At 69.6% G+C, this 24,586-nt stretch carries 26 protein-coding genes and 1 tRNA gene; 12 read left to right on the top strand and 15 right to left on the bottom strand.

Translation table 11 applies throughout. The features are described from left to right. Positions 1-42: 42 nt before the first annotated feature. The 3 genes from VHU88_19120 to VHU88_19110 all read right to left on the bottom strand — a co-directional run bounded on the left by VHU88_19120 (position 43) and on the right by VHU88_19110 (position 4,400). Positions 43-1,131, bottom strand: a complete 1,089-nt coding sequence (locus VHU88_19120) for a hypothetical protein (GenBank protein HEX3613807.1) — start codon at positions 1,129-1,131, stop codon at positions 43-45. Positions 1,132-1,406: 275 nt separating this feature from the next. Further along, positions 1,407-2,477 (bottom strand): 2-oxoacid:ferredoxin oxidoreductase subunit beta, encoded by a 1,071-nt coding sequence (locus tag VHU88_19115; protein HEX3613806.1) that lies wholly within the window; start codon positions 2,475-2,477, stop codon positions 1,407-1,409. A gap of 3 nt (positions 2,478-2,480) precedes the next feature. Continuing rightward, on the bottom strand, positions 2,481-4,400 hold the full coding sequence (locus VHU88_19110) for a 2-oxoacid:acceptor oxidoreductase subunit alpha (protein HEX3613805.1): 1,920 nt from the start codon (positions 4,398-4,400) through the stop codon (positions 2,481-2,483). Between the two features lie 387 nt (positions 4,401-4,787). Between VHU88_19110 and VHU88_19105 the strand changes: the two genes are divergently transcribed. The 8 genes from VHU88_19105 (at position 4,788) to VHU88_19070 (ending at position 11,732) form a co-directional block, all read left to right on the top strand. Continuing rightward, complete coding sequence (locus VHU88_19105) at positions 4,788-4,982, top strand: hypothetical protein (protein HEX3613804.1); 195 nt, start codon at positions 4,788-4,790, stop codon at positions 4,980-4,982. A gap of 36 nt (positions 4,983-5,018) precedes the next feature. Further along, positions 5,019-6,647: a glycosyltransferase gene (locus VHU88_19100; protein ID HEX3613803.1), complete on the top strand. Its 1,629-nt coding sequence runs from the start codon at positions 5,019-5,021 to the stop codon at positions 6,645-6,647. 69 nt (positions 6,648-6,716) lie between these two features. Further along, a complete protein-coding gene (locus VHU88_19095; GenBank protein ID HEX3613802.1) occupies positions 6,717-7,640 on the top strand; it encodes a family 16 glycosylhydrolase in 924 nt (307 codons plus the stop codon). A 289-nt stretch (positions 7,641-7,929) separates the two neighbouring features. Continuing rightward, positions 7,930-8,418 (top strand): hypothetical protein, encoded by a 489-nt coding sequence (locus tag VHU88_19090; GenBank protein HEX3613801.1) that lies wholly within the window; start codon positions 7,930-7,932, stop codon positions 8,416-8,418. 115 nt (positions 8,419-8,533) lie between these two features. Next, entirely contained in the window at positions 8,534-8,986 is a 453-nt protein-coding gene (locus VHU88_19085; GenBank protein HEX3613800.1) for a hypothetical protein, read from the top strand. A gap of 81 nt (positions 8,987-9,067) precedes the next feature. Continuing rightward, positions 9,068-10,162: a hypothetical protein gene (locus tag VHU88_19080; protein ID HEX3613799.1), complete on the top strand. Its 1,095-nt coding sequence runs from the start codon at positions 9,068-9,070 to the stop codon at positions 10,160-10,162. A 44-nt stretch (positions 10,163-10,206) separates the two neighbouring features. Then, entirely contained in the window at positions 10,207-10,659 is a 453-nt protein-coding gene (locus VHU88_19075) for a hypothetical protein (protein ID HEX3613798.1), read from the top strand. Then, positions 10,659-11,732, top strand: coding sequence for a hypothetical protein (locus tag VHU88_19070; GenBank protein HEX3613797.1), 1,074 nt, complete (start codon positions 10,659-10,661; stop codon positions 11,730-11,732). Before VHU88_19075 ends, VHU88_19070 begins: the two co-directional genes overlap by 1 nt. 49 nt (positions 11,733-11,781) lie before the next feature. Here the strand turns inward: VHU88_19070 and VHU88_19065 are convergent, their stop codons facing one another. From VHU88_19065 to VHU88_19055, 3 genes are all read right to left on the bottom strand, one after another. Continuing rightward, positions 11,782-13,071 carry an adenosylmethionine--8-amino-7-oxononanoate transaminase gene (locus VHU88_19065; GenBank protein ID HEX3613796.1) on the bottom strand — a complete coding sequence of 430 codons (1,290 nt, stop codon included), beginning with the start codon at positions 13,069-13,071 and terminating at the stop codon, positions 11,782-11,784. Beyond that, positions 13,068-13,469, bottom strand: a complete 402-nt coding sequence (locus VHU88_19060) for a hypothetical protein (GenBank protein ID HEX3613795.1) — start codon at positions 13,467-13,469, stop codon at positions 13,068-13,070. The genes VHU88_19065 and VHU88_19060 overlap by 4 nt, the downstream gene beginning before the upstream one ends. Before the next feature lie 126 nt (positions 13,470-13,595). Next, positions 13,596-13,991 (bottom strand): hypothetical protein, encoded by a 396-nt coding sequence (locus VHU88_19055; GenBank protein ID HEX3613794.1) that lies wholly within the window; start codon positions 13,989-13,991, stop codon positions 13,596-13,598. Positions 13,992-14,356: 365 nt separating this feature from the next. Here VHU88_19055 and htpX point away from each other — a divergent pair, with 365 nt between their 5' ends. Further along, positions 14,357-15,214 carry a zinc metalloprotease HtpX gene (gene htpX / locus VHU88_19050; GenBank protein HEX3613793.1) on the top strand — a complete coding sequence of 286 codons (858 nt, stop codon included), beginning with the start codon at positions 14,357-14,359 and terminating at the stop codon, positions 15,212-15,214. Between the two features lie 51 nt (positions 15,215-15,265). On the opposite strand, the gene VHU88_19045 is transcribed toward htpX, so the two are convergent. Beyond that, complete coding sequence (locus VHU88_19045) at positions 15,266-15,895, bottom strand: PadR family transcriptional regulator (protein ID HEX3613792.1); 630 nt, start codon at positions 15,893-15,895, stop codon at positions 15,266-15,268. 45 nt (positions 15,896-15,940) lie between these two features. Between VHU88_19045 and VHU88_19040 the strand changes: the two genes are divergently transcribed. Further along, a complete protein-coding gene (locus tag VHU88_19040) occupies positions 15,941-16,519 on the top strand; it encodes a hypothetical protein (GenBank protein HEX3613791.1) in 579 nt (192 codons plus the stop codon). 127 nt (positions 16,520-16,646) lie between these two features. After that, positions 16,647-17,321 carry a hypothetical protein gene (locus VHU88_19035; GenBank protein ID HEX3613790.1) on the top strand — a complete coding sequence of 225 codons (675 nt, stop codon included), beginning with the start codon at positions 16,647-16,649 and terminating at the stop codon, positions 17,319-17,321. A gap of 63 nt (positions 17,322-17,384) precedes the next feature. Here VHU88_19035 and VHU88_19030 read toward each other — a convergent pair whose 3' ends face one another. From VHU88_19030 to VHU88_19015, 4 genes are all read right to left on the bottom strand, one after another. Next, the gene (locus VHU88_19030; GenBank protein HEX3613789.1) at positions 17,385-18,203 is read right to left on the bottom strand and encodes a hypothetical protein; all 819 of its coding nucleotides are present in this window, start codon (positions 18,201-18,203) and stop codon (positions 17,385-17,387) included. After that, entirely contained in the window at positions 18,200-19,330 is a 1,131-nt protein-coding gene (locus VHU88_19025) for a VWA-like domain-containing protein (GenBank protein HEX3613788.1), read from the bottom strand. Before VHU88_19025 ends, VHU88_19030 begins: the two co-directional genes overlap by 4 nt. Before the next feature lie 73 nt (positions 19,331-19,403). Next, the gene (locus tag VHU88_19020; protein HEX3613787.1) at positions 19,404-20,495 is read right to left on the bottom strand and encodes a MoxR family ATPase; all 1,092 of its coding nucleotides are present in this window, start codon (positions 20,493-20,495) and stop codon (positions 19,404-19,406) included. Positions 20,496-20,618: 123 nt separating this feature from the next. Then, positions 20,619-21,107: a YajQ family cyclic di-GMP-binding protein gene (locus tag VHU88_19015; GenBank protein HEX3613786.1), complete on the bottom strand. Its 489-nt coding sequence runs from the start codon at positions 21,105-21,107 to the stop codon at positions 20,619-20,621. 95 nt (positions 21,108-21,202) lie between these two features. On the opposite strand from VHU88_19015, the gene VHU88_19010 reads away from it, so the two are divergent. Continuing rightward, positions 21,203-21,286, top strand: a tRNA-Tyr gene (locus VHU88_19010). 152 nt (positions 21,287-21,438) lie between these two features. On the opposite strand, the gene VHU88_19005 is transcribed toward VHU88_19010, so the two are convergent. The 4 genes from VHU88_19005 to VHU88_18990 all read right to left on the bottom strand — a co-directional run. Then, entirely contained in the window at positions 21,439-22,833 is a 1,395-nt protein-coding gene (locus VHU88_19005; GenBank protein ID HEX3613785.1) for a hypothetical protein, read from the bottom strand. Beyond that, on the bottom strand, positions 22,830-23,024 hold the full coding sequence (locus tag VHU88_19000) for a helix-turn-helix domain-containing protein (GenBank protein ID HEX3613784.1): 195 nt from the start codon (positions 23,022-23,024) through the stop codon (positions 22,830-22,832). Before VHU88_19000 ends, VHU88_19005 begins: the two co-directional genes overlap by 4 nt. Positions 23,025-23,322: 298 nt before the next feature. Further along, a complete protein-coding gene (locus VHU88_18995; protein HEX3613783.1) occupies positions 23,323-24,030 on the bottom strand; it encodes a creatininase family protein in 708 nt (235 codons plus the stop codon). A 12-nt stretch (positions 24,031-24,042) separates the two neighbouring features. After that, on the bottom strand, positions 24,043-24,586 hold a 544-nt coding region (locus VHU88_18990; protein HEX3613782.1), incomplete at its 5' end, for a hypothetical protein.

Raw genomic sequence — 24,586 nt, 5'->3', positions numbered from 1 at the left:
CGACGAACGTTGCCCGCCCGTCGGCACGGGATCCGGCAAGAGCTACGGCACGAGCGAAATGACGCCGTTGGCCCCGTTGCTGCTGGCGTTGCCGTTGACCGAGGCGCTGCCACCGGTCAGGCCGCCGAGGAGGCCGTTCACCAGGCCGCCGACGCCGTTGGTCGGGTTGGTCAGCGGGAGACCGTTGGCGCCCAGGCCGGCCTTGCCGGCCAAGCCGTTCACCACGCCACCGACGGTGCCGGTGACGTCGCCGACCACGCCACCGACGTTGCCACTGGTTGCGTCGCCCGCGATCTTGCTCACGCCGTTCAGCGTGCTGCTGACCGCGCTGCCGCCCGGCAGGGTGCCTGCCACGCCGCCGACGGTCCCGGTCACGCCACCGAGCTGGCCGGTCACGCCACCGACGGTGCCGGTGATGCCACCGGAGGTGCCGAGCTTGGCAACCCCGGAGACCGTGTTCAACGCGCCGCTCGCCTGGCTGAACGCGCTGTTCGCGGCGCCGCCGGCGGTGGCGAACGCGGAGTCGAACAGGCCCTCGGCGGTGTTCAGGGCCGCGGAGTACTGGGCCAGCGCGGTGTCAGCGACACCGCCGGTCTTGCCCTTGGCCAGCGAGACGGCGTTCTGCGCGAGGGCGAACGCGCTGTCGACCTTCGACTTGGCGTCGGCCAGCTTGGCCGTCACGGTGTTGGCCGGGTTGGTGAGCAGCGCGGTCGCGTTGGTCGCGGTTCCGAGCACGGTGCCGACGGTGCCCTGCGCCAGGCTCAGCGCGGCGTTGGCCTCGGACAGCGCGCTGTTCAGCGAGGCCGACAGCGACTGGTTCGGGTTCGACAACGTCCCCGCGGCCGGACCCGAGACCGACTTGAGCTTGCCCTGCGCGGTCTTGATGGTGCTCAGCGCGCCGGCGCCCGCGGCGTCGAGGTTGGTGCGGGTTGTGCCCAGGCTGCCGTTCAGCGCGTTCAGTGCGCCGGAGTTGTCGTAGGAGACGTTGGCCTGACCCGAGGAGACCGTGCCACGAGCCGATCCGGCCGACGGCTTCGAGTGGTTGACGCTCACGGCCGCGGTCGTGATCCCACCGATGACCAGGGCGCCCGTGATGACGCCGGCTGCCCAGCCGATACCGGTCTTGTTCATCTATGCCACGCTCCGTGTCTCGTCGTCCGAAGTTGCGTCCGCGACGCACGTACAACGGCTTCGATGAGAGCGCTGGCAGCCAGGTTCCGGAGCGCTGTGAGAACGGTCCCTTCGACGCGCGCCGATCGTCCGGACGTATGAGCGTTTTGCCGGCTCTTTAGAGCTGTTTGCCAACGAGCGGACGATGCGGCGCAGGCCCGTTCCGGCCCTGCAGAACGCCGAGGCGGGCCGCAGCAAACGCTGCGGCCCGCCGTTGATCCGGGTTGTGGTGGTTCTCAGCCGGTGATGGTCCAGGTGTCCGTGCCGCGCAGCATTCGCTGCAGATCGCCGGGCTTTGCCGCGGCGGTGCGCAACTGGGCGCTCATCATGGCGTCGTACGTGGGCCGCTCGACGTCGCGGAAGACTCCGATAGGCGTGCGGTCCAGGGCCAGGTCCGGCAGTCGGGACAGCGCGAAGGCCAAACCCGGGTCCGTGGCGTGGGCGTCGTGGGTGAGCACGTCGGCCTCGTTCTCCGGCGTGATGTCGACGACCTCGATCGTGCCGTTCGCGCCGCGCACGACCCCGCGCTCGTTGTCCGCGCCGAAGCGGATCGGCTGCCCGTGCTCGAGGCGGATCAGGTGCTTCTGGGCCGACTCGGAATCCTTCAACGGCTCGAATGCGCCGTCGTTGAAGATGTTGCAGTTCTGGTAGATCTCGATCAGCGCGGTGCCCTGGTGCTCCGCCGCCGCCCGCAGCACCGCGGTCAGGTGCTTACGGTCGGAGTCGATCGTGCGAGCCACGAACGTGGCCTCGGCGCCCAGGGCCAGCGAGACCGGGTTGAACGGGTAGTCCAGCGAGCCGACCGGGGTCGACTTGGTGATCTTGCCGACCTCGGAGGTCGGCGAGTACTGACCCTTCGTCAGACCGTAGATCCGGTTGTTGAACAGCAGGATCTTCAGGTTGATGTTGCGGCGGAGCGCGTGGATCAGGTGGTTGCCGCCGATGCTCAGCGCGTCGCCGTCGCCGGTGACAACCCAGACCGACAGGTCCGGGCGGGTGGTGCACAGGCCGGTCGCGATCGCCGGCGCCCGGCCGTGGATCGAGTGCAGGCCGTACGTGTTCAGGTAGTACGGGAACCGGGACGAGCACCCGATGCCCGAGATGAAGACGATGTTCTCCTTGCGCAGCCCGAGCTCGGGCAGGAAGCCCTGAACCGCGGCGAGGATCGCGTAGTCCCCGCAGCCGGGGCACCAGCGCACCTCCTGGTCGGACTTGAAGTCCTTCGCCGACTGGGTGACGTCGGTCTTCGGCACCAGGGACAGGCTCTGGTAGGCCAGCCCGGGCGGGGGAGAGGCGTCGCGAGGCATCTTCTACTGCGCTCCTTGCTGGGGCTTCCGACGCTTGGCTCGATCGGTGCGCTCGGTCTCGGCGATCATGTCGATCAACTCGGTGACCGCGTCGGACAACTCGCCGACGGTGAACGGCAGGCCGCGGACCTTGTTGAAACCGACGATGTCGACGAGGTATTTCGCGCGCAGCAGCATCGACAACTGGCCGAGGTTCATCTCCGGCACGATGACCCGCTCGTAGGAGCGCAGCACCTCGCCGGTGTTCGCCGGGAACGGGTTCAGGTGGCGCAGGTGCGCGCAGGCCACCTCGCCGCCGTTCTGCCGCACGCGGCGGCAGGCCGCCGCGATCGGGCCGTACGTCGAACCCCAGCCCAGGATCAGCACCTTGGCCTTGCCGGACGGGTCGTCGACGGCCAGCGGTGGGATGTCGGCGGCGATGCCGTCGATCTTGGCCTGCCGCGTGCGGACCATCAGGTCGTGGTTGGCCGGGTCGTAGGAGATGTTCCCGTGGCCGTCGGCCTTCTCGATGCCGCCGATGCGGTGCTCCAGCCCCGGCGTGCCCGGGATGGCCCACGGCCGGGCGAGGGTCTTCGGGTCGCGCTTGTACGGCCAGAAGGTCCGGTCGCCGGACTCGGTCTCGTGGTTGGTCTCAGTGGCATACGGCTGGTAGAGGTCGGGCAGGTCGTCCACGTTCGGGATCCGCCACGGCTCGGCGCCGTTGGCCAGGTACCCGTCGGACAGCAGCATCGTCGGGGTCCGGTACTTGATGGAGATCCGGACCGCCTCCACCGCCGCGTCGAAGCAGTCGGCGGGCGACTGGGGAGCCACGATCGCGACCGGGCACTCGCCGTTGCGGCCGAACATCGCCATCAGCAGGTCGGACTGCTCGGTCTTGGTGGGCAGACCTGTCGCCGGACCGGCCCGCTGCACGTCGACGATGACCAACGGCAGTTCGAGGCTGACGGCCAGGCCGATCGTCTCGGACTTGAGCACCACGCCGGGGCCGGAGGTCGAGGTGACGCCCAACGAGCCGCCGAACGAGGCACCGAGTGCCGCGCCGACGCCGGCGATCTCGTCCTCGGCCTGGAACGTCCGCACGCCCATGCCCTTGTGCCGGGACAGCTCGTGGAGGATGTCGCTGGCCGGGGTGATCGGGTACGCGCCGAGGAACAGTGGCAGCCGGGCCTGTTGGGCGCCGGCGATCAGGCCGTAGGCCAGAGCCGTGTTGCCGGTGATGTTGCGGTACTCACCGGCCTGCAGCGGGGCGGGCTTGATCTCGTAGGAGACAGCGAAGTCCTCGGTGGTCTCGCCGTAGTTCCAGCCCGCGCGGAACGCCGCGATGTTGGCGTCGCGGATGATCGGCTTGGCGGCGAACTTGTCCTTCAGGAACTTCTCGGTGCCCTCCGTGCCGCGGCCGTACAGCCACGACAGCAGGCCCAGGGCGAACATGTTCTTCGACCGCTCGGCCTCCTTGCGGGTCATGTCGAAGTCCTTCAGGGCCTCGACGGTCAGCGCGGTCAGCGCCAGGCCGTGCACGTGGTACGCCTGCAACGAGTGGTCGTCGAGCGGGCTGGTCTTGTAGCCGACCTTGGTCAGGTTCCGGTTGGTGAACTCGTCGGTGTCGGCGACGATCATGGCCCCGCGCGGCAGGTCGGCCAGGTTGGCCTTCAGTGCGGCGGGGTTCATCGCGACCAGCACGTCCGGGGCGTCGCCCGGGGTCAGGATGTCGTGGTCGGCGAAGTGCAGCTGGAAGCTGGAGACCCCGGGCAGGGTGCCCGTTGGTGCCCGGATCTCGGCCGGGAAGTTGGGCAGCGTCGACAGGTCGTTGCCGAACGAGGCCGTTTCGGCGGTGAACCGGTCGCCGGTGAGTTGCATACCGTCGCCGGAGTCGCCGGCGAACCGAATGATCACCCGATCGAGTTGTTGAACCTGCTTCGACACCTGGCGCGTCTCCCCAGCTGGGCCGACCCGGGCGCCCCGGCGGCCGAAAAATTTACGTCCTGGTCGGGTGATGGATCTGCCCGCCGACTGTTTCTCAGGTTACGCCCCCTGGGCGGGCGGTGACGGTCGGGGATGCCCTCGGCGGGCGCCGGAGTGTCGTCGGCGGCTCCGTGGTCGTTCAAACCGAGGTGCCTTGGCCGGCCAGGAAGTTGTCGACGGCGGGTCGGCAGTCGTTCAAAGGGCTTGGCCAGGGATCACAGGAACGGCCCAGCGCAGGTCCGCCGTTCGGCTGATTGCCGGGCACTTTCCGGCGCATCGGACACCGTCGAACGCCCGATTCTGGGCCTGCCTCGGAACGCCCACCCGACTTGTCGGCATCCAAGCCGCATGACTGTGAACCGGCGAGTAGGTCTGGCCGCCGCATACCTGGCCGTGCTGACGGTGGCGGTGGGCGTGCCCGAGGCGCTGCACCTGCACCGCGGGTCCGCCACGCCCGCGGGCGTCGCCTCGCAGTCCCCGGCGGCCCCGGCAGCCCCGGCGAGCCTCTACGACTCGGCCGGCCGCCAGGTCCTCTCCGTCTGATCCGCCCGCAACCCACCAGCACGCCAGGAGCCAACGATGTCGCGCGCCGAGTCGCGGGAGGTCCATCCCTACGAGTTGTTGCCGCAGCCGCCGACCGACGCCGAGAAGTACGCCTACCTCGGTCGTCGGCACCGCTGGTTCGCCTTTTACACCCTCGGGGCGCTGGGCCTGACCGTCGCGGCGATCATCCGCCTGACGTTCATGGGCGGGGTGACCCGGCTGCTGTGGCCATTGGCCGCGCTGATGTTCACCTGGGCGCTGGTCAGCTTCGTGTCCACCTGCCGCGGCCGCCGGATGAACCTGCCCGATCACCTGGCCAAGGTGACCGGTTGGCGGCCGGCCGGGGCCTACCCGTCGGTCGACGTGTACCTGCCCTCCTGCGGCGAGCCGATGTCGGTGCTGCGCAACACCTACCGCGCCGTCGGGCAGTTGGAGTGGGCCGGCGAGCTGAACGTCTGGGTGCTCGACGACTCGGCCCGGCCCGAGGTGGCCCGGATGGCGAACGAGTTCGGCTTCCACTACCGGACCCGGCCGAACCGGGGCTACATGAAGAAGGCCGGGAACCTGATCTTCGGTTACGGCCAGTCCGCCGGCGACCTGATCCTCGTCCTCGACGCGGACTTCGCCCCGCGGCCGGACATGCTGAACGAGATGGTCCCCTATTTCGACGACGAGACCATCGGGATCCTGCAGTCGCCGCAGCACTTCGACGCGCACCCGGCGATGCCGTGGATCCAGCGGGCCTCCGGCGTCGAGCAGCGGATGTTCTACCGGCTGATCCAGACCTCCCGCGACACCGTCGACGGCGCGATCTGCGTCGGCACCTGCGCGATCTACCGGCGCGCGGCGCTGGAGAACTCCGAGGGGTTCGCGCAGATCGGCCACAGCGAGGACGTGCACACCGGCGTCAACCTGATCCGAGCCGGGTACAAGGTGCGCTACCTGCCGGTGATCCTGGCCAAGGGCCTGTGCCCGGAGACCTTCAGCGGCTACGTGAACATGATGTACCGCTGGTGCACCGGGTCGCTGAGCCTGCTGGCCGACCCCCGGTTCCACGCCACGCCGATGCGGCGCGCGCAGCGGGCCTGCTACTGGTCGGGCTTCCTCTTCTACGTGATGACCGCGGTGACGGTGGCCTTCGGCAGCGTGCCGGCGATCATCGTGCTCTGGTTCTACCCCTCGCACGTGCACCCGTTGAACTCGCTGTCGCTGATCCCGTCGTTCTTCGGGGCGCTGTTCGTGCTGCCCGCGCTGCTGGGGACGCGGCGGGTGATGGATCTGCTTCGGCTGCGGATCGTCTACGCCTACTGCTTCGCCCAAGCCGTGGTCGACTTCGCCCGCGGCCGCTCCGCCGGCTGGGTGCCCAGCGGGGTCAAGACCCGCACGCCGCTGGGCGACAAGGTCCGGCGCAAGATCGTCTGGTGGGGCGGCACCATGCAGGCGATCACCTGGGTCGGCATCTACCGCGGCGTGCTCGTGCACGGCCTGGGCCAGTACTCGCTGATGGTCACGGTCAACGCCCTGTCGCTGCTGGTGTGGCTGGCGGTCGCGCAGCCCGGCTCGGGCCTGCCGGAGTCGCCCGCCGAGGCGCTGGTGGCCCAGATCCCGGCGCAGCGGACCGATTCGCTCCCGGCTCCGGTCGACGCGCTGGCTTCCCGGGACTGATTCAGACCGGTCGCGCCAAATCTGGCCCAAGGTCGGGTTCGTCCAAGACTCGCCCCGTACCGTGCGGGCGTGCGACGGAAATGGCTGGGCGGGCTGGTCGGCGTGGCTGTCGTGGGCGGCGCCGCGCTGGCGGCCGTGCCCGGCCCGGCGCCGGAGCTCCGGCTGACCACCGCGGCCGCGTCGCACCCGGCCGCCGCGACGGCGTGGCGGACCGTCTGGCAGGAGGACTTCACCGGCCCGGCCGGGACCCTGCCGAGCGCGAGCGACTGGAAGTTCGACCTCGGCCGCGGCTACCCGGACGGGCCGTCCGGTTGGGGCAACCACGAACTCGAGCAGTACACCGCCGACCCGTCGAACGTCTCCCTGGACGGCGCCGGCGACCTGCGCATCACCCCGACGCTGGTCGACGGCGTCTGGCACTCCGGCCGCATCGAGACCCAGCGCTCCGACTTCGCTCCGCCGCCGGGCGGCAGCCTGAAGATCGAGGCCCGCATCCAGCTGCCGGGCGGCGGCAAGGGTTACTGGCCCGCGTTCTGGGCGTTGGGCAACACGTTCCGGACGCACGAGCAGGTCTGGCCGCACACCGGCGAGCTGGACCTGATGGAGAACGTCAACAACTCACCGGTCGTGCACGGGACCCTGCACTGTGGCCAGGCCCCGGGCGGCGCCTGCGACGAGCCGCACGGGATGAGCGCCGAGGCGGACCTGGGGCAGCCGGCCGGTTCCGCCGGGTGGCACACCTACACGCTGATCTGGAACGCCGCGCCGCAACAGCTGATCTGGCAGGTCGACGGCCGCACCTACGCGAGCGCCACCTCGGACCAGGTCAGCGCGCAGGCCCTGCGCGGGGCGCTGAGCCACGGGTACTTCCTGCTGTTCAACGTCGCGGTCGGCGGGACGTGGCCGGGATCGCCCGACGCGACCACCAAGCCCGGTGCCTCGATGCTCGTCGACTGGGTGCGGGTGTCCCAGACGTCCCGAACGTCGGACTGAAGCTTTGATCGTCTGACGTTCCGTCAGCCTTTACCGGGACCGACTCAGACGCGGTCCGGATGCGCCCGGTTCCGCGGCCTTTGAAGATCGTCCGATTGGTCAGTTCACAGCGTCTGCACGGCCGGCTCTCGCGGAACCTTTACCCGATGTAAACATTCGCGCGCCCGGGCAATCTTGTGCCTGACGGGCCGATCGAGCGCCCGGAAAGCGCGCCGACGGCGGGAACCGCCGCTACCGCCGCTTCGGACCAGCCAGACCACCTACGACTTTCCCTGGGGGGAAATCAATCATGCGCTTCACCAAGACCAAGATCGCCGTCGCCGTCGCCACCACCGCCGTCGTGGCCCTGGGCTCGACCGCCGCCTACGCCTACTTCACCACCGGCGGCTCGGGCACCGGCTCGGCCACGGCCGGTGTCGCGGTCCCGCTGACCGCCACCATCACGGTCGCCGGTCCGGCCCTGGTTCCGGACGGCAGCGCCCACGAGCTCAGCTTCTCCATCCACAACCCGGCCTCCTTCGCGCAGCACGCGTCCAGCGCTGTCATCTCGGTCGGCACGATCGTCGCCGCCGACGGCACCGCCACGCTGCTCAACACGCTGTGCGACTTCTCGGTCGTCCAGCCGACCATCCCCTCGGGTGGCTTCACCTTCACCGCAGGGCAGACCATCGCCGTCCCCGCCAGCGCTGCCACCGGCGCGCTCGTGATGACCGACAACAACACCAACCAGTCGGCCTGTGAAGGCGCGACCGTCAGCCTGACCGCCGTCATCTCCTAGCTCCCGCTCCTGGTGGGCGGCCCGGCAAGGGCCGCCCGCCACTTGTGGTCGTAGCCACCGAAGCCGCCGCTTCGCCGATCCGCAAGAACCACTCGACTTCCACGGGGGAAACATCGTGCGCATCACCAAGTCCAAGGTCGCCGTAGCCGTCGCCGCAACCGCCGTCGTCGCGCTGGGCAGCACCGCCGCGTACGCCTACTTCGTCAGCACCGGCTCGGGCACCGGCACCGTCAGCACCGGTGCGGCCGGCTCCTGGGGCGTTGTGGTCGGCTCGATCGCCGGCCCGCTGTACCCGGGTTCCGGTTCGCAGAGCATCTCGGTGACCGTCACCAACAGCGGCAGCGGCCACCAGCAGCTCAGCGCCGTCGCGCTCAGCATTCCGAGCTCAGGTCTGCCGACCGGTTGTGTCGCGGCCGACTTCACCGTCACCTCGCCGACCTTCACCGCGATCGACCTCGCGGCCGGCGCCAACACCGTGGTCACCGGAACCGTCGCGATGAACGACACCAACGCGAACCAGAACGGGTGCGCCACCAAGACCCCGACCGTCGAGGCCGACGCGTCCTGATTGTCCAGTGGTGGCAGGGGTTTCGCCTCTGCCACCGCTGAATTCGAAGATTTGCAGCAGCACCATTTCGGGGGGAACGCAATGAAGGAGACGTCAGGCTGGAGACACCCCAGCCTGAAGGCCGGGACGGCGATGCTGGGTGCCGCCGCCCTGGTCCTTGGGGTCGGCGGAATTGCGGCCGCCCGATCGACCAACCCACTGAACCTCGAGGTGGCGCCCGGGGAGCAGCTCATCAACTTGGGCCAGACCGCCACCTTCACACTCTCGCTGGACCAGAGCCGGCACTTCACCGGAACCGCGCAGCTGTCGATCCTCTCCGGACTGCCCAAGCACTCGAGCGCCAGCTTCTCCTCCTCGACGATCAGCGGCACCCAGCAGGTCACGCTGACCGTTCGGACCAACTCCCAGACCTACACCGGACCGGACAACATCCGGATCAAGGCCAAGGCGTCGAATCACTCGGACACGATCACCGCGAAGCTCTGGGTGGTGCGGATCCCGCTGACGATCTCGGCCTCGCCGGGCAGCGACTCGATCAACGCCGGCCAGAGTGCCGTCTACAACGTCGCGATCCGGCACGGCCGCTGGAATCCCAACCCCAAGCTGTCGGTGCTGGGTCTGCCCGCAGGTGCCACCGCGAGCTTCAGCCCGAGCCAGACCACGGGGAAGTCCTCGGTACTGACGATCCGTACCAGCGCCACCAACACGCCGGCCGGTGACTACACGCTGACGATCGTGGCTGCGACCAACCTGCGTCGGGCGCAGACCCAGGTCGTGCTTCACGTCGCGGCTGTCCCGGTCTCCCAGCCCTTCACGATCAACGGCTCGCTCGGCCCGGCGCTCGGGCCGGGTAGCGGCGGTCCGATCGACGTCACGCTGCACAACCCGAACTCGGTGCCGATCACCGTCTCCGGGGTGACCGCCGCAGTCAGCTCGATCAGCGGACCCAACATCTCGGCCGCAAACCCGTGCACCGCCGCGGATTTCACCTCGGTCCCGATGCAGGGCACCGTCGTCGTCCCGGCCGGCGCGACCGAGACGCTGAGCCAACTCGGGGTCAGCCAGGCCAACTTCCCGTCGCTTTCGATGACGAACACCACGACCAGCCAGGACGGCTGTCAGGCCGCAACTCTCGGACTGACCTGGTCCGGCACCGCAACCGGGGGCAACCGATGACGCCGCGTCAGATCAATCACCGTAGGGGAGCACACCGGCGTCCGGTGCGCCGGTCGCTGAGCCGCGGCGTCGTAGTACTGACCGTCGGTGCTTCGGTACTCGGTGTGGCCGGAACGGCGCAGGCCTACTACCGGACGACCGGCACCGGCACCCACACCGTCTCCGTCGGTTCAGTGCTGGCGTTGAGCGGGACCGCCTCCACCACCACCGCGCTCTACCCCGGCGGCGCCGCCGATCTCAAGCTCACCGTGACGAATCCTTATTCGCAGAACATCACGGTCACGGCAATAACCCTGTCCTCCGTCTCGGCCACCGGCTGCACCACGCCGGACGTGACGTTGTCATCGGCCGCGATCAACCTCCTGCTGCCGTACACGCTGGCGCCGGGTCCGCATTCCGGGACTGCCAACAACGGCTTGCTCATGGGCTCGAACTCGAGCTCCGACTGCCAGGGCAAGACTCTGAACCTCTCGTTGACCATCTCCGGGACGCTGTGATGAACCGTCGTCGTGTTGTTGTCCTCGCGCTCGCAACCCCGCTGATCGCTCTCGCGCCGGTTCAGGCCTGGGCCTACTACGCCTTCGGGTCGTCCTCGGTGACTGGAACCGTGGCAGCCGCCTCCCTCGGCGCGCCTTCGGTGTCCGGGAGCCAGGCCATCCTCGGTGGGGCGACCATCAAGGTGACGGCCGCCCCGAGCGGTGGGCCCACTCCGTCGAGCTACCGCGTGGACCGGGTCAGCCCGAGCCCCGCGCAGGGTGTCTGCACGATCTCGGCCGTCAACAACTCGTGCACCGACAGCGGCGCCTCAGCTCTGTCTTCGAACACGTACGCGGTGTACTCGTTGCTCGGCACCAACTGGGTCTCGAGCAGCCACGGATCGGTCACGACCACCGTCCTGCCGGACACGTACTCGATCACCTCGAGTGCCTCGGCCACGGCGGGCACCTCGTTCCAGCTGACGATCATCGCCAACCTCGGCGGAATCACCCCGCTGGTTCCCGACCTGACCCTCAACGGACCTCAGGCGATCACCATCACCGGGGAGTCGAACAGCCCCGGCGGTAGCGCGCCAACCATTCCGACCACGGCGAACTTCGTCGCCGGTGTGGCGACGATCAACGTGACTCTCACCAGCGCGGGTCCGACGACGCTCAGCACGAAGGTCGGGACGGACTCGGCCGGCTCCACCTCGGTCACGGTCGGGGCGGGCGCTGCGGCGAAGCTGGCCTGGACCACCTCGTCGGCCGCCGGCGGCACGCTCAGCTCGACGTGCTTCTACACCTGCTCGTTGCCGAGCCTGGGCGGTAACGACGGGACCTTCACCTCGAAGGTCAGCGTCACCGACGCCTTCGGCAACATCGTCGACAACGCCGGTGGCACGGTCACCCTGACGTCCAACCCAGCCACGGGGCCGACGCTGACGCCCACGAGCCTGACCATCCCGAGCACCGGGGCCGCCACCTCGAGCGCGACCTTCAGCTACAAGTCGGAGACCGGCAACTGGTCGTCGGACACGGTTACGGCCAGCCTCGGTAGCTACTCGACCGCAGCTGCCACGCTGAGCAAGTAGCACTGCTGGAAGTTCAAGTCTGAGGGGCCGTCACTTCGGTGGCGGTCCCTCAGACGTTGGCGGCCGCGACCAGCGCCCGGCAGATCGCGGCGATGTCGTCGGGCTCGCAGATGTAGGGCGGCATCGTGTAGATCAGGTTCCGGAAGGGCCGGATCCACACTCCCTGCTCAAGCGCCGCCGCGGTGGCGGCCGGAAGGTCGACGGGTTCTCGGGTCTCGATGACGCCAATCGCACCGAGCACCCGGACGTCCAGGACGCCGGGCAGATCCCGGGCCGGTTCCAGGCCGGTGCGCAGGGCCGCCGAGATCCCGTCGACGCGCGCCTTCCAGTCCGAGTCGCGCAGCAGATCAATGCTGGCGCAGGCGACGGCGGCGGCCAGCGGGTTGGCCATGAACGTCGGGCCGTGCATCAGCGCGCGGGCCTCACCGCCGCAGACCCCTTCGGCGACCCGGGGCGTGCACAGGGTCGCGGCCATCGTCAGGTAGCCGCCGGTCATCGCCTTGCCCAGGCAGAGGATGTCCGGGGCGACGCCGGCATGGTCGCAGGCGAACATGGCCCCGGTGCGACCGAAGCCGGTGGCGATCTCGTCGAGGATCAGCAGCACCCCGAACTCGTCGCACAAAGCGCGCAGGGCGCGTACGCACTCGGGGGAGTGGAACCGCATCCCGCCCGCGCCCTGCACCACTGGCTCGACGATGATCGCCGCGATGTCCGGGCCGTGCCGGTGCATCAGTCGCCAGACCTCGAACAGCCACTCCTTGTCCAGCGGGGCGTCGAAGCCGTCCGGCGGCCGCGGCGCGAAGTACTGCTTGGGCAGGAACCGGCTGAACAGATGGTGCATCCCGCCGACCGGATCGCAAACTGACATCGCCGCGAATGTGTCGCCGTGGTAGCCGCCGCAGACGGTCAGCAGGCGGTGGCGCGGGTCGCCGGCGGCCTGCCAGTACTGCAGCGCCATCTTGATGGCGACCTCGACGGCGATCGAGCCGGAGTCGGTGAGGAACACGTGCCGCAACTGATTCGGCGTCAGATCCACCAGCCGCTCGGCCAATCCGACCGCGGCGGGGTGGGTCAGGCCGCCGAACATCACGTGGGCCATCGAGTCCAGCTGGGTGCGCACGGCCGCGTCCAGCGCCGGGTGCCGGTAGCCGTGGATTGCCGCCCACCACGACGACATCGCGTCGACGATCCGGCGTCCGTCGGCCAGCTCCAGGCGCACGCCGGAGGCGCCGACCACCGGGAGCACCGGGCCCGGCTCGACGACCGAGTCGTAGGGGTGCCACAGCAGCGCCCGGTCGGTCTCGACCAGGCGGGCGGCCCGCGCAGGATCCGTGATCAAGCCTTCTTGTATGCGACGACGGCCTCGGTCGACGTCAGGGTGGTGACTGTCGCGGTCAGGCCGGCCTGGGTCGTGCTCTTGCCCTGCTCGATGTTGGTGGCCGGGCTACTGCCGATCTGCATCAGGGCAGCGCCTTGCCCGATCTCGACCAGTTTGGTGTCGACACCCAGCACGCTGATCCCCGGGCCGCCGGCGGAGGCCTGGTTGTTCCGGGCCTTGGCCGGATAGGTCACCGTGCACGCGGTGGCCGAGCAGTTCGAGGTGGTGGGTTTGGCGCTCTCACCTGCGTTCGACTGACCACAGGCGGCGAGAGCCACGAGAGCGGGCATGAGCACGGCGACCGTGGTGCGACGCGAACCCCGTGCCCGTGGGGAGCGCGTCGCGAAGTTAAGCGACATGGCGCGAAGTCTAGGTGTCGTGATCACACCCAGGTAAGGAGGCCGGCCGGACAATTTGCCGCCACTCGGGCCGGGCGATCAATTGCGGCAGCGCAATCGTTGCGTCGCCCGATCCGGGCCCCGCCCTCAGACCTGCGGGTGGCCCTCGCCGACCCGGGTGACCCATACGGCCGCCCACAGCAGCAGGCCGGTGATCGCGCCGAACATGACGCCCAGGCTGAGGAAGGTGGCGTCGGAGTCGCCGGCGCCCTGCACGAGGTACATGAAGGTCATCAGGGCGAACACGCACGCGGACAACGTCAGGCAGTAGGAGGCCAACCGGAGCCGGCCCATCCGGACCTCGGCGCGCAAGTACGCCTCCCGCGCCAGCCGCCGGGCCTCGAACTCGGCCTCCGGGTCGCCGACCGGCACAGCGATGGCCGTGTCCGCCCGCGGGTCGCCGCGCAGCCCCAGGCCCGGGACGAACCCGAGCCCGAGATGGTCGGCCGCGACGGTGTCGGTCCCGCGTGGGTCAGCGGTCACTGAACGCTCCGCTTCTGCTTTGTCGACGGCCGTGGCTGGACGGATACGGCCCGCCGCCGTGTCGCCGGATGCGCCCGTTTCCTACCGGAACCGGACGTACTGCCAGCAAAGCCGAACAACGGACACGGTGTCCACATTGTTCCGGCCCGAGATCGGGAGCAATCCCGCCAACTTCATCAATTGGTCACGGGCCCGGCCTTGGCTACCCCGGAGCGTCAAGACCATGCCTGGACGCGGCGCGGCTCGCCGCCCGGCCCCTACACTCGCCGACCCCTCGCCACCGGCCTCGTAGAGTGACCACGGGAACGTCGGAGCGTCACCGAACGTTCTTGCCGTGGAACGAGTCTGTGCGGAGGTGGCCCGGCATGCACCGGCATTGGAACGGCTTGAAGACGGCGATCCTGCTCGGCGTCTTCTCGGCAATCATCATCGGCGTCGGTTCGATCTTCGGTCGGGGCGGCTTGATCATCGCCCTGGTGATCGCCGTCGGCATGAACGGCTACTCCTACTTCAACAGCGAGAAGCTCGCGTTGCGGTCGATGCAGGCGCGCCCGGTCAGTGAGGCCGAGGCCCCCGGCATCTACCGGATCGTGCGGGAGCTGTCGACGGCGGCCAAGCAGCCGATGCCGGCCCTCTACCTATCCCCGACGGCGGCTCCGAACGCGTTCGCGACCGGACGCGACCCGCGCCACGCCGCGGTCTGCTGCACCGAGGGCATCCTCGGCATCCTCGACGAGCGGGAGCTGCGCGGCGTGCTCGGCCACGAGCTGTCCCACGTCTACAACCGCGACATCCTGATCGCGTCGGTGGCGGCCACCTTCGCCTCGGCGATCATGTTCCTGGCCAATTTCGCCATGTTCTTCGGTGGCGGGGACGATCGGGACGAGGGCCGCAACTTCGTCGTCGAGCTGCTGATCATGCTGCTCGGTCCGATCGCGGCGAGCATCGTCCAGCTGGCGATCAGCCGGTCGAGGGAGTACCAGGCCGACGAGTCCGGCGCGAAGCTGACCGGCGACCCGCTGGCGCTGGCCTCCGCTCTGCGCAAGCTCGAGCTGGGCACCGCGGCCCGGCCGCTGGCGCCGGCGCCGCAGTTGCAGACCACCAGTTCGCTGATGATCGCCAACCCGTTCGCCGGGGGCGCGGGCAGGCTGTTCTCCACCCACCCGCCGATGGCTCAGCGAATCGCGCGCCTGGAGGAGATGGCCGGCCGGAAATTGCCGTGACGCCCCACGTATGAGAGAACAACGCTGCGATCATCGATGATCGGGCTGCGATCATCGATGAGCGCAGCGCACATGCTCCTCGACCACCCGATTCATGCGCGCCCGGGCGACTTCGTCGAACCCGGGCGCGGTCGTGTCCGGCCACCGCCCGACCTCCTCGGCCAGTTGGGCGCAGCGGTCGGCTACGAGCGCGAAGACGTCGGCCACGAACTCCCCGACGATCGCGTTCAGGTGCGCGCGGGACTCGAAGGCGCCCTGCCCGGCCAGGGAGACGGAGAAGACCTCCACGACCCGGTCGACCGAGGCCCGGGCGTCGGTCGCGGTCTTCTCCAACGCGGCCACCAGTTGGGCCGTCGTCCCGGAGTCGGCGAACCAGGCCCGCAGCATGCCCTCGCTCTCCAGGCTGGTCGGGGCGGGCTCGGTGTCGAGCCACTCGCGTAGCGCCCGGCGCCCGGCGCGGGTGATGGTGTACCGGTTCCGGGTCCGCTCCGGCCCGGCGGCCTCGGCCGTCACGGTCGCCCAGCCCAGCCGCACCAGGCGCTGCTGCTCCCGGTAGACGTGCGCGGCTGACGCCGGCCAGACGTGCGACAGCGACCGGGAGACCTGCTGGCTCAATTCGTAGCCGGTCCAGGAGCGCACCGCGAGCAGCCCGAGCAGGACGTAGGCGGGGGTCGGTGGCACCGCAGCAGACTACTCCCATTGAGAGCAGTATGCGACGATGTCGCGATGACGACCCAGCCTGCCGAGTTCACCGTCACGGACGCCGGCGTCCTGACCGACCTGCCGATGCTCGACGAGCTGCTGGCGCCGCACCGGAGGGGGCTGGGCACCGGCTACTGGGGCTACCGGGCCCACTGCTACCGGATGGTGAACTGGGCGCGCTTCTTCACGCAGCCGGAGCCGTACCGCGAGGACAAGCTCGCAATCATGACGGTGCTGCACGACCTGCCGTTCTTCCTGACCGGCAACCTCGACTACCTCGGCCTGGCCTGTGATCTGACGACCAATCACCTCAAGGAGATCGGTCGCGAGGAGTGGACGGAGGAACTGCACCTGATGATCAACAACCACCACAAGGTGCGCGCCTACACGGGCCCGCACGCGCCACTGGTCGAGGCCTGTCGGCGGGCCGACTGGATCGACGTCTCGTTCACGAAGATCCGTTACGGGCTGCCGCGGAAGCTGGTCGTCGAGGTCCGGGCGACCTTCCCGATGAACGAGGCCTACAAAGCGGTCGCGATGCCGAGGATCGCCACGTACGCCGCCGGCCACCTCAACCGGCCGCTGCCGATGATGCGCTGGTGACCGGCCCGCGGTCATCCGTTCGGATCGCGGAAACCGGACGAACGATGCGGAACCGCCCTCCCGTCCCGCTGGTCTCAGAGGGCAGACAGGTCGCGACGAACGCGACCGTGACCCGGGGGGACGGGAAATGCGCAACGGCAAGGGGTTCGGCATCGGGCGGGCGGCGACTGTTCTGGTGCTGGGTGCGGTGGCCGTACCGGCGCTGACCGGCACGGCTTCGGCCGCAACGATCTCGCTGTCGAGCGCCGGCAAGCTGGCGAAGGCAGGCGTGCAGGTGACCGGTGACCTGTCCGGTTGGACCGTGCAGCCGGGCAGCCTGGAGAAGGGCGCCGGCTCGGGTTCCGATGCCACCCCGTTCTCCTGCGGCGGCGACCGCCAGGTCGCCTACCTGGCCGGCGACTCGGCGATGGGGAACAAGGGCGGCACCCTGATCCTCACCGGATCGGCCGTGACCAAGTCGATCGGCGCCGCCGAGTCCGACCTCGCCGTGTCGCGGTCGGCCAAGGGCACTAAGTGCGTCGCGAAGGCGCTCGGCGCCGACGCGCTGGGATCCAGCGGCTCGATGACCGTGAAGCGACTGTCGTCCGAGGTCTCCGGCGCCGACGAGGGCGCGGTGTTCCGCATCGTGATGAAGGAGGCCGTCGGCGGCCAGACGTACGAGGTGAACGGCTACCTCGTCGAGGCCCGCGTCGGTCGGACGGAACTGTCCGTGTACTCGGAGAACGCGAGCACCAAGGCGCCGAGCCCGAGCCAGGCGACCAAGCTCATGCGCAGGATGGCCTCGCGCGTTCGCCACGCCTGACGGTCGACCGATCGCCTCCGGCACCGTGTCGGTGCCGGAGGCGATTTTCTTCGGCAGGAAAGGTCAGCCCGCGGCCGGCACCGGTCCGACGGTCATCTCGCCGGCCCGGCCGTCGGCCCCGACGGTGTTCAGCCGCAGCATGTCCCCGTCCCAGGCGGCGGAAACCACGAAGCGGCCGGCGGTGACGGCGAGGCCGGGTGCCCAGACCCTGGCCAGCCACCCGGGCGGCAGCGCGGCCCGCCACCCGTCGTCGGCTCGCACTAGGTGCGCCGCATCCTGACGGTCAGTCAGTTCCACGGTTGCCGTTGCCCGATCGGCCCCGACCCACCCGGCCAGCGTTGTCGAGACACGCGAGGCCAGGGCCTTGCCCAACGCGATCCGCACGTCGGCCTCGAGCTCCTCGACCTCGGCGCGCAGTGCCCAGACGGACAAGGTCTGCACAGCCAGCCGGTCGACCAGGCCGGCGCCTGCCGAGAGCAGCAGCAGCAGGTCGTCGCGGATGGCGCGGTCGTCCGAGACGGCTCCGGAGTTGCGGCGAGGGAGTCGGCCCTGGCGGATCGTCGAACTCAGTGTGGCCGCGAGCCCGCCGACGAGTTGGACGCCGGGCCGCGCCGCGCTGCCGCCCATGGACGCCCGGACCCGGTCGGACAGGGTGGTGAGCGCCGGCAGCAACGTGACGTCGGAACTGCACCGGTACCAGGCCTCGAGCAGCGCGATGCAGCCGGCTCGTTGCCCGCCCAGCGCCGCGAGAATCCGTTCGCCCTCGGGGTCGTCGTGGTCCGGGAGGACCAGTTCGCCGTCGGCCCAGCGCACGTTGTGCTGCCCGCCGTCGCAGGCCAGGGAACCCGATACGGGCGGCAACAACCCGAGGAATCCGGTCATGCCGCGATCCGCACCACCCGCGCCCAGCGCGGCGGGGCAGCGGGGTGATTGCCGAGCAGGCCGACGATCACCTTCGTCCCGCGCGGGGGCGAGTGCGGCCACGGGGTCAGACCGTCGGTCAGGACGACGATCACCGACGGTCGCGGGCGAAGGGCCGCGGCGGCCGCGATCCCCGCGCCCACGTCGGTGCCGCCGCCGCCGGCTAGGTCCAACTGCGCGGCGCGGGTCACCCGACGCACGGTGTAGACCTGAGCGTCCACCACCACCACGGGCAGGCCCGACCGCAGCCCCGCCCGCGTGGCGATGCCGTCGATCTCGCCGACCACCGTCGCGAGCATTCGGTCGTCGATCGAGCCGGAGGTGTCCGCGACCACGGCGACCTCGGGGATCGGACGGACCAGGCGCGGCAGCACCACCGGATGCATCACCGACGCCCGCCGCGACGGCCGCGAGTACGAGTGGTCGACCTGACCGCTCGCCCAGGCGCAGGCCCGGCGCAGTTCGGCCGCAAGTACACGTCGCCAGTCGACCGAAGGTTCCGTCACGCCGTGCGCCCAGCGCAGCAGACCACCCGGGACCGAGCCCGGCGCGCTCTTGTGTGCGTCCTGGACGTTGACCGCCGTCCGGGCCCGGATCAGCTGAGCCTGCAGACCTGACACACCGTCAGAATCGCCGGGCTGCGAGGCGCCGTCGGCGCCGCTGCCGCAATCCCACGGCCGCGGGCCCTGCGGGTCGCCGGCGAAGTACTCCTCGGCCAGGCGGTGCGGTGCCACGCCGAGATCGACGGGCAGGTCCTTGGCGCTCGTCGGGACCGCGTCGACGACAGCCAGGTCGTCGTTGATCTCGGCGTCGGTGCAACGGTTCCACCACGACCCGTCGGCGTGCAGCGCCCGGGCGCGGTCTGCGTGCTCGCGCAGGGCGTGGCAGGTCAGGTGCAGCAGCAGTTTCCCGAGGTTCTCCACCGCCATCGACGCGACGACGGCCGGGTCCGCGTGCACGGTCCACCCCTCGTCGATGCGGATGGTCCCGATGCCGGGCTCCGGCTTGACGGCGCACGCGAACACCGCCGAGGCCAGGTAAGGCATCCGCACGCTCGCCCACAGCCGCGCGGCGCTGACATCGCTCACCGGCGCACCGCTGCGCGCCGCTGCGGCCTGGGTGGTGGCGGACACTGTGCCATTGGTTCGCTCGCAGGCTCGCTCACCCGAGCAGGCCCGCCGCCTGGAGCATGGGCGCGAACTGGGCCACCTCGGGCGGTACCGGCGCCCCGTCCGGCCGGGAGCGGACCAACGTGCGCGCGGCCACGGCTGCGGCGTCCGGGGCGGTGTCTCCGGCTCGGCCGAACACCTTCCAGGCCGCATTCCAGCGCTGGACGGTCGGTTGCGCCGCGACGGCGGCCGCGATCGCGGTGAGCGCGGCGAACGCGCGGTCGCCGCGCTCGGGGAGTTCGAAGGAGTCTGGGTCGGCGAGGACTACCTCGGGGTCGGGCAGGTCGCCCTCGGCCAGCCAGGCCAGGAACTCCACGCCCATGCCGTCGCCGACGCAGCCCTTCATCAGCAGCGCCACGACGTCCTCGGAGCTGTCCGCGACGCGACCGGCGGCCAGCAGGCGCGCGGCCATGTCCCAACTACGCGGGCTCGGCCACGCCCGGCCGGCGGAGACCGCCTCGGTCGGGACGGACAGGACCGCACCCGGCCGCACGCCGACGAAACCGGCGACCCACGCCCGGGTCTGCGGCACCAGCCATTCCCAGTCCGCCGCGAGCTTCACCGGCGTGGGCGGCGGCCAACCGCCCGCGAAGCCCTCAGCCATCGTGCGGGCGTCGACGGGCCAGTCCAGGTGCACGAAGCGGTTGGCCAACGGGGCCGAGAGGTCCCACCCGTCGGCGGCCTGCTCCGGCGGGTTCGCGGCGGCCACGGTGCGGATGCCGGCTGGCAGCGTGAGGTCGCCCACCGTGCGTTCCAGGACAACCCGCAGCAGCGCCGCCTGCACGGCGGGGGGCGCGGTGGAGATCTCGTCGAGGAACAGCAGGCCGTGCTCGACGTCGGCGAGCCGGCGGGCCCACGACGGCGGGGCGAAGGACACCTGGCCCGCGTCGACGATCGGCAGTCCGGCGAAGTCGGCGGGCTCCCGGATCGAGGCGATGACCACCTCGCACGGCAGGTCGAGTGCGTCCGCCAGAGCGCGCACCACCGAGGTCTTGCCGGTGCCGGGCGCACCCCACAACAGCGCGGGGACGCCGGCGGCGACGGCGAGACCGAGGGCATCGGCGACGGTGTGCTGGTCGATCACAGGGACGGTCCTCCTGGACGCCGCAGTCGGTCGGCAGGCGGTCGTCGAAGAAGCCTAGTTGCGCACTCGCCCGTTTGACGTGGGCGAAAATCACACTTACCGCAACCCGCGCGGGCGCCGGGGTCAGCGGTAGTTGATGTACTGCAGCGGGAAGTCCAGGTCGCTCTCCTTGAGCACCGCGATCACGGCCTGCAGGTCGTCGCGCTTCTTCGAGGTCACCCGCAATTGCTCGCCCTGGATCTGGACCTGGACGCCCTTCGGGCCCTCGTCGCGGATGATCTTGGAGACCTTCTTGGCGTTGTCCGTCGAGATGCCCTCCTTGATCGTCGCGAAGATCTTGTACTCCTTGCCGGACAGCTGCGGCTCCCCGGCATCGAGCGCCTTCAGCGAGACCTGACGCTTGATCAGCTTCTCCTTGAAGACGTCGAGGACGGCCTTGACGCGATCCTCCGACTCGGCCTTCATCTCGATCTTCTCGGCGGACTTGCCGATGTGCGCGCCCGTGCCCTTGAAGTCGAAGCGCTGGGAGAGTTCGCGCTCGGTCTGGTTCAGTGCGTTGTCGACCTCCTGCTGGTCGACCTTGCTCACGACGTCGAACGACGAGTCGGCCACAGTGCGTGCTCCTGTCCAGACGAGAACCGGATTGCTGGGCGCGGGGACCCCTGCGCTATCCTTCCAGCGCGCCCGAGGCACCGCCCCCGGGCCCTGGCAGGTTGCCCGAGCGGCCAATGGGAGCGGACTGTAAATCCGTCGCGAAAGCTTCCCAGGTTCTAATCCTGGACCTGCCACCACCTGCGGAAACAGCCCCTGACCTGCGCATATGGGTCAGGGGCGCGATCTTGTGGAGTCCAGCCGTCGACAGCCCGAGACGGGCGTCAGCGAGTGTCTGCGGCATATACGCGGAAAATTTTGCGAGACCGGCGGCCGCGGAACGGGTGCGACCTCAGCGCTTGAGGGCCTCCGCGATGCGTTGCTTGGCCAGCTCGTCGCGGCCGGCCACGCAGCGGATATATACACGCAGTAGCACGTTGACGCTGTGTCCGGCCCAAGCGGCGACCTGAGCCGCGTCGCCGGTCGCGTTGAGCCAGCCAGTGACGCAGGCGTGGCGCAGGTCGTACGGGCGGGCCGCCATGGACGAGGCGGCCTCGGCTTCGGTCAGGGCAGCCTGGCGAGCCAGTGCCCAGGCGCGTCCGTACACACCCTCGGACAACGGTCCGCCTCGGGCGCCGCGGAAGAGCCGACCGTCGAAGGTCGTCCCGAACTCGTTCAGATGGGCTCGCAGCAACTCGACCAGGCGAGGGTGGCAGGGCACGCGCCGGACGTCGCCCATGGCTCGGTGTTTGAGCTGACGGGACTCGCGTCGTTGACCGGAGTCGGTCCAGGCCCGTCCGGAAGCGGGAGCGGACCCGGAGAGGTGGAGCTCGCCCCAGTCGCCGTCGCGGTCGGGCAATAGCAGGGCGGTCTGCCTGAGAGCGACGGCTTCGCTGGGCCTCAGAGCGGCGTAGTAGATGCAGCCGAAGAAGGCGACCAGTCGCCGGCCGGATGCGTCTTGGGATGCCAGTGCGTCGAGCAGGGCTTCGGCGCGGTGGTGGTCGATGAGGACGGTGGGGTCGATTGCAGCGGGCGTCCGCCGGCTGGTCTTGCTCAGCTTGGTCAATGGGTTGACCGGCAGCAGGTCGATCTCGACGGCGTACTCGAGGAGGTTGTGGAAAACCGCGCGCTTGCGACGGTAGGTGCTTGCTGCCGCCGCCGTCCCATCGAGCTTCCTCCCGAAAGTTTCAAGGACCGCCCGCAGCACGGTGGCGTCCGCCAATCGCGACACCGGAAGAGCGTTCTTCTCCAGCCACCGAGCGGCGTCGGCGAACTGGGCCGGCGGGTCGCGTCTGCGGCGGGCGGGGTTCGTCGCCCAGTGGTACATGGTGCCGCGTAGAACGGCGGTGTCTGGTCGGTTAGTACTTGCTGGGACAAGCGCGACCGTCGCGGCCGCCAAGGTCTCAGCGATCCCCGCCCTCGACTTGGGCGCTGCGTCCGCCCACTTCATTTCGGCATAGGTACAGGCGAGTTGGAACCAGCTCCATTCGGGCTCCGGCGGGGGAGCCATTGAATCCGGCCGACCGGTTGACACGTCGAAGGCTTCGCCACGACGGATGGCGGACGTCAGGTCCGCGCGGAAACCGTTGGCCAAGGCGCGGGTCTTGAACGTTGCCGAGAACTGCCCTCCGGCTACCCTCCAGCGGGCGTTGAAGGTGGTCCGCTTCTTGCCCTCGACTGCCCGTAGCTCCCAGATGCTCACGTCCAGCGACTTCCCGTCGACGACGAAGTTCCGCTTCGTCGTCACGCGATCTCCTCGTGCGAAGCCAGCCACTGATCCAGGTCAGAGCGCCGGATTCGCACCTCGCCGTTGGGCAGCTTGATGCATCGTGGCGCCTTGTTTCTCTGGCGCCAGAAGTAGAACGTCGATCGGGACACGGACAACTCGGCACACACCTGAGGGATGGTCAGCTTGTCGGCACTTGTGGGTTCTGGCATTGGCTGCAGACTCCTTCCGCGGTGGCGGATGTCGATGACTGTCTGCAGCCGATTGCAGTCTGCGTCGACCGCTGAGGGAACTTGACTCCGGTTATCCAGATCTGTGGATAACCACGGCTGTGGACGCCGCACATCGGCGGGATCGCAGCAATGGCGGTGTGGACCGGGCGACCTGGGCCTGCGGATCCAACGCTGGGTGTTGGCCAGTGGACGCATAGCGCATCCGGCGAGAGCGGGGTCCAGTTCACGGAGCTAGACGGCTCCGGGAGAGGTAGAGCGAGGAGGGGCCTGGTTCGCTCTAGCGGAGGAGGCCCAAGTGGGGCCCGGCCAACTCAGTCAAGGATTCGAGGACAGCCTTGCCCTTGTCCGCGCTGGCTGCCGACGGCCGTCCAATCACGCCGTTGCCCGTATAACCGGACATGCCGAGCGTCAAGAGGTGCGGACGAGACGAGGCGTCGTGGTCCTGCTCAGCGACGCCATCGCGGACGAGGCCGGGATACGAGTGCAGCAGGATGGATACCTCGAGTTCCCCGCCGTGCATGTCGTCGTGGTGACTGGTCTCCATGCCAGCCGACACGCGGGCTGTGGTCCAGTCGTCGCGGGCCGGGAACAGCGCCATCCGCGGGCCGCCGACGTTCGCCTCCTGGACCACGTTGGACAGCACGTAGTTGCCACCGTGTCCGTTGACGATTAGCAGGCGGTCGGCACCGTTGACGGCGGCAGACGCCGCGATGTCGGTGAGCACCGAGTACAGCGTGCGAGCGCTGATGCTCACCGTGCCGGGCCAGGCCGAGTGCTCGTGAGAACAAGAGATGGTGATCGGCGGGAGCAGCATCAGGTTGTGTGCGGCGGCGATCTCTCGGGCGATCACGCAGGCTATGACGGTGTCGGTGATCAGCGGCAGGTGGTCGCCGTGTTGCTCGAAGCTGCCGACGGGCAGAACGGCGATGCGCGACGCCCGCTCGCGTTCATCCTTGCTGGTCGACTGCGGCAGCAGGTGTTCCACCCAAGGGTCCTTTCACCGGCCGGTCTCGCACAGCAGGTCGGACAGAGCGGCCTCGAACTCATTGGCTGATCCGACGTTACGCGACCCGGCCAACAGAACCCTCAGGCGGCACAGTTGGTCAAGCGATCTGGCCGAGGTTGAGGACTGGACGACCGTGAGCGCGTCGATCCCGGCCGATGCGGCTGCGTCGAGGTCGCCGCTCTGGGCATGCGCCAAGGCGAGGCGGGCCAGACACAAACCGCGGTCGCGTTCCTGACCGGCTGGCCAGGCGGCCAAGGCACGCTGAAGTACGGCCACGGCGCGTCCCGGCTCACCGAGTTGGGTCCAGCAATGACCGGTCTCCATCTCGACGTAGGCTGGGGAGCAGTACCCGGCGATCTCGTCGTCCGGGTCGGTGACCGGCGCCGCGGCCGCGGCCCGCGCGAGGTCCAGAGAGCGCAGGCAGCCTTCGCGATCGCCGCTCAGTGCGCTCGCGTTCGCGTGCTGCCGTAGTGCCACGGCTTGCAGTCGCGGCGACAGCCGGTTGCGATCACGCAGCGCGGCCTCGGCGAGGCCG

This window comes from Sporichthyaceae bacterium (assembly GCA_036269075.1).
In the GTDB taxonomy this organism is placed as follows: domain Bacteria; phylum Actinomycetota; class Actinomycetes; order Sporichthyales; family Sporichthyaceae; genus DASQPJ01.
This window is presented reverse-complemented; position numbering and strand designations above follow the sequence as displayed.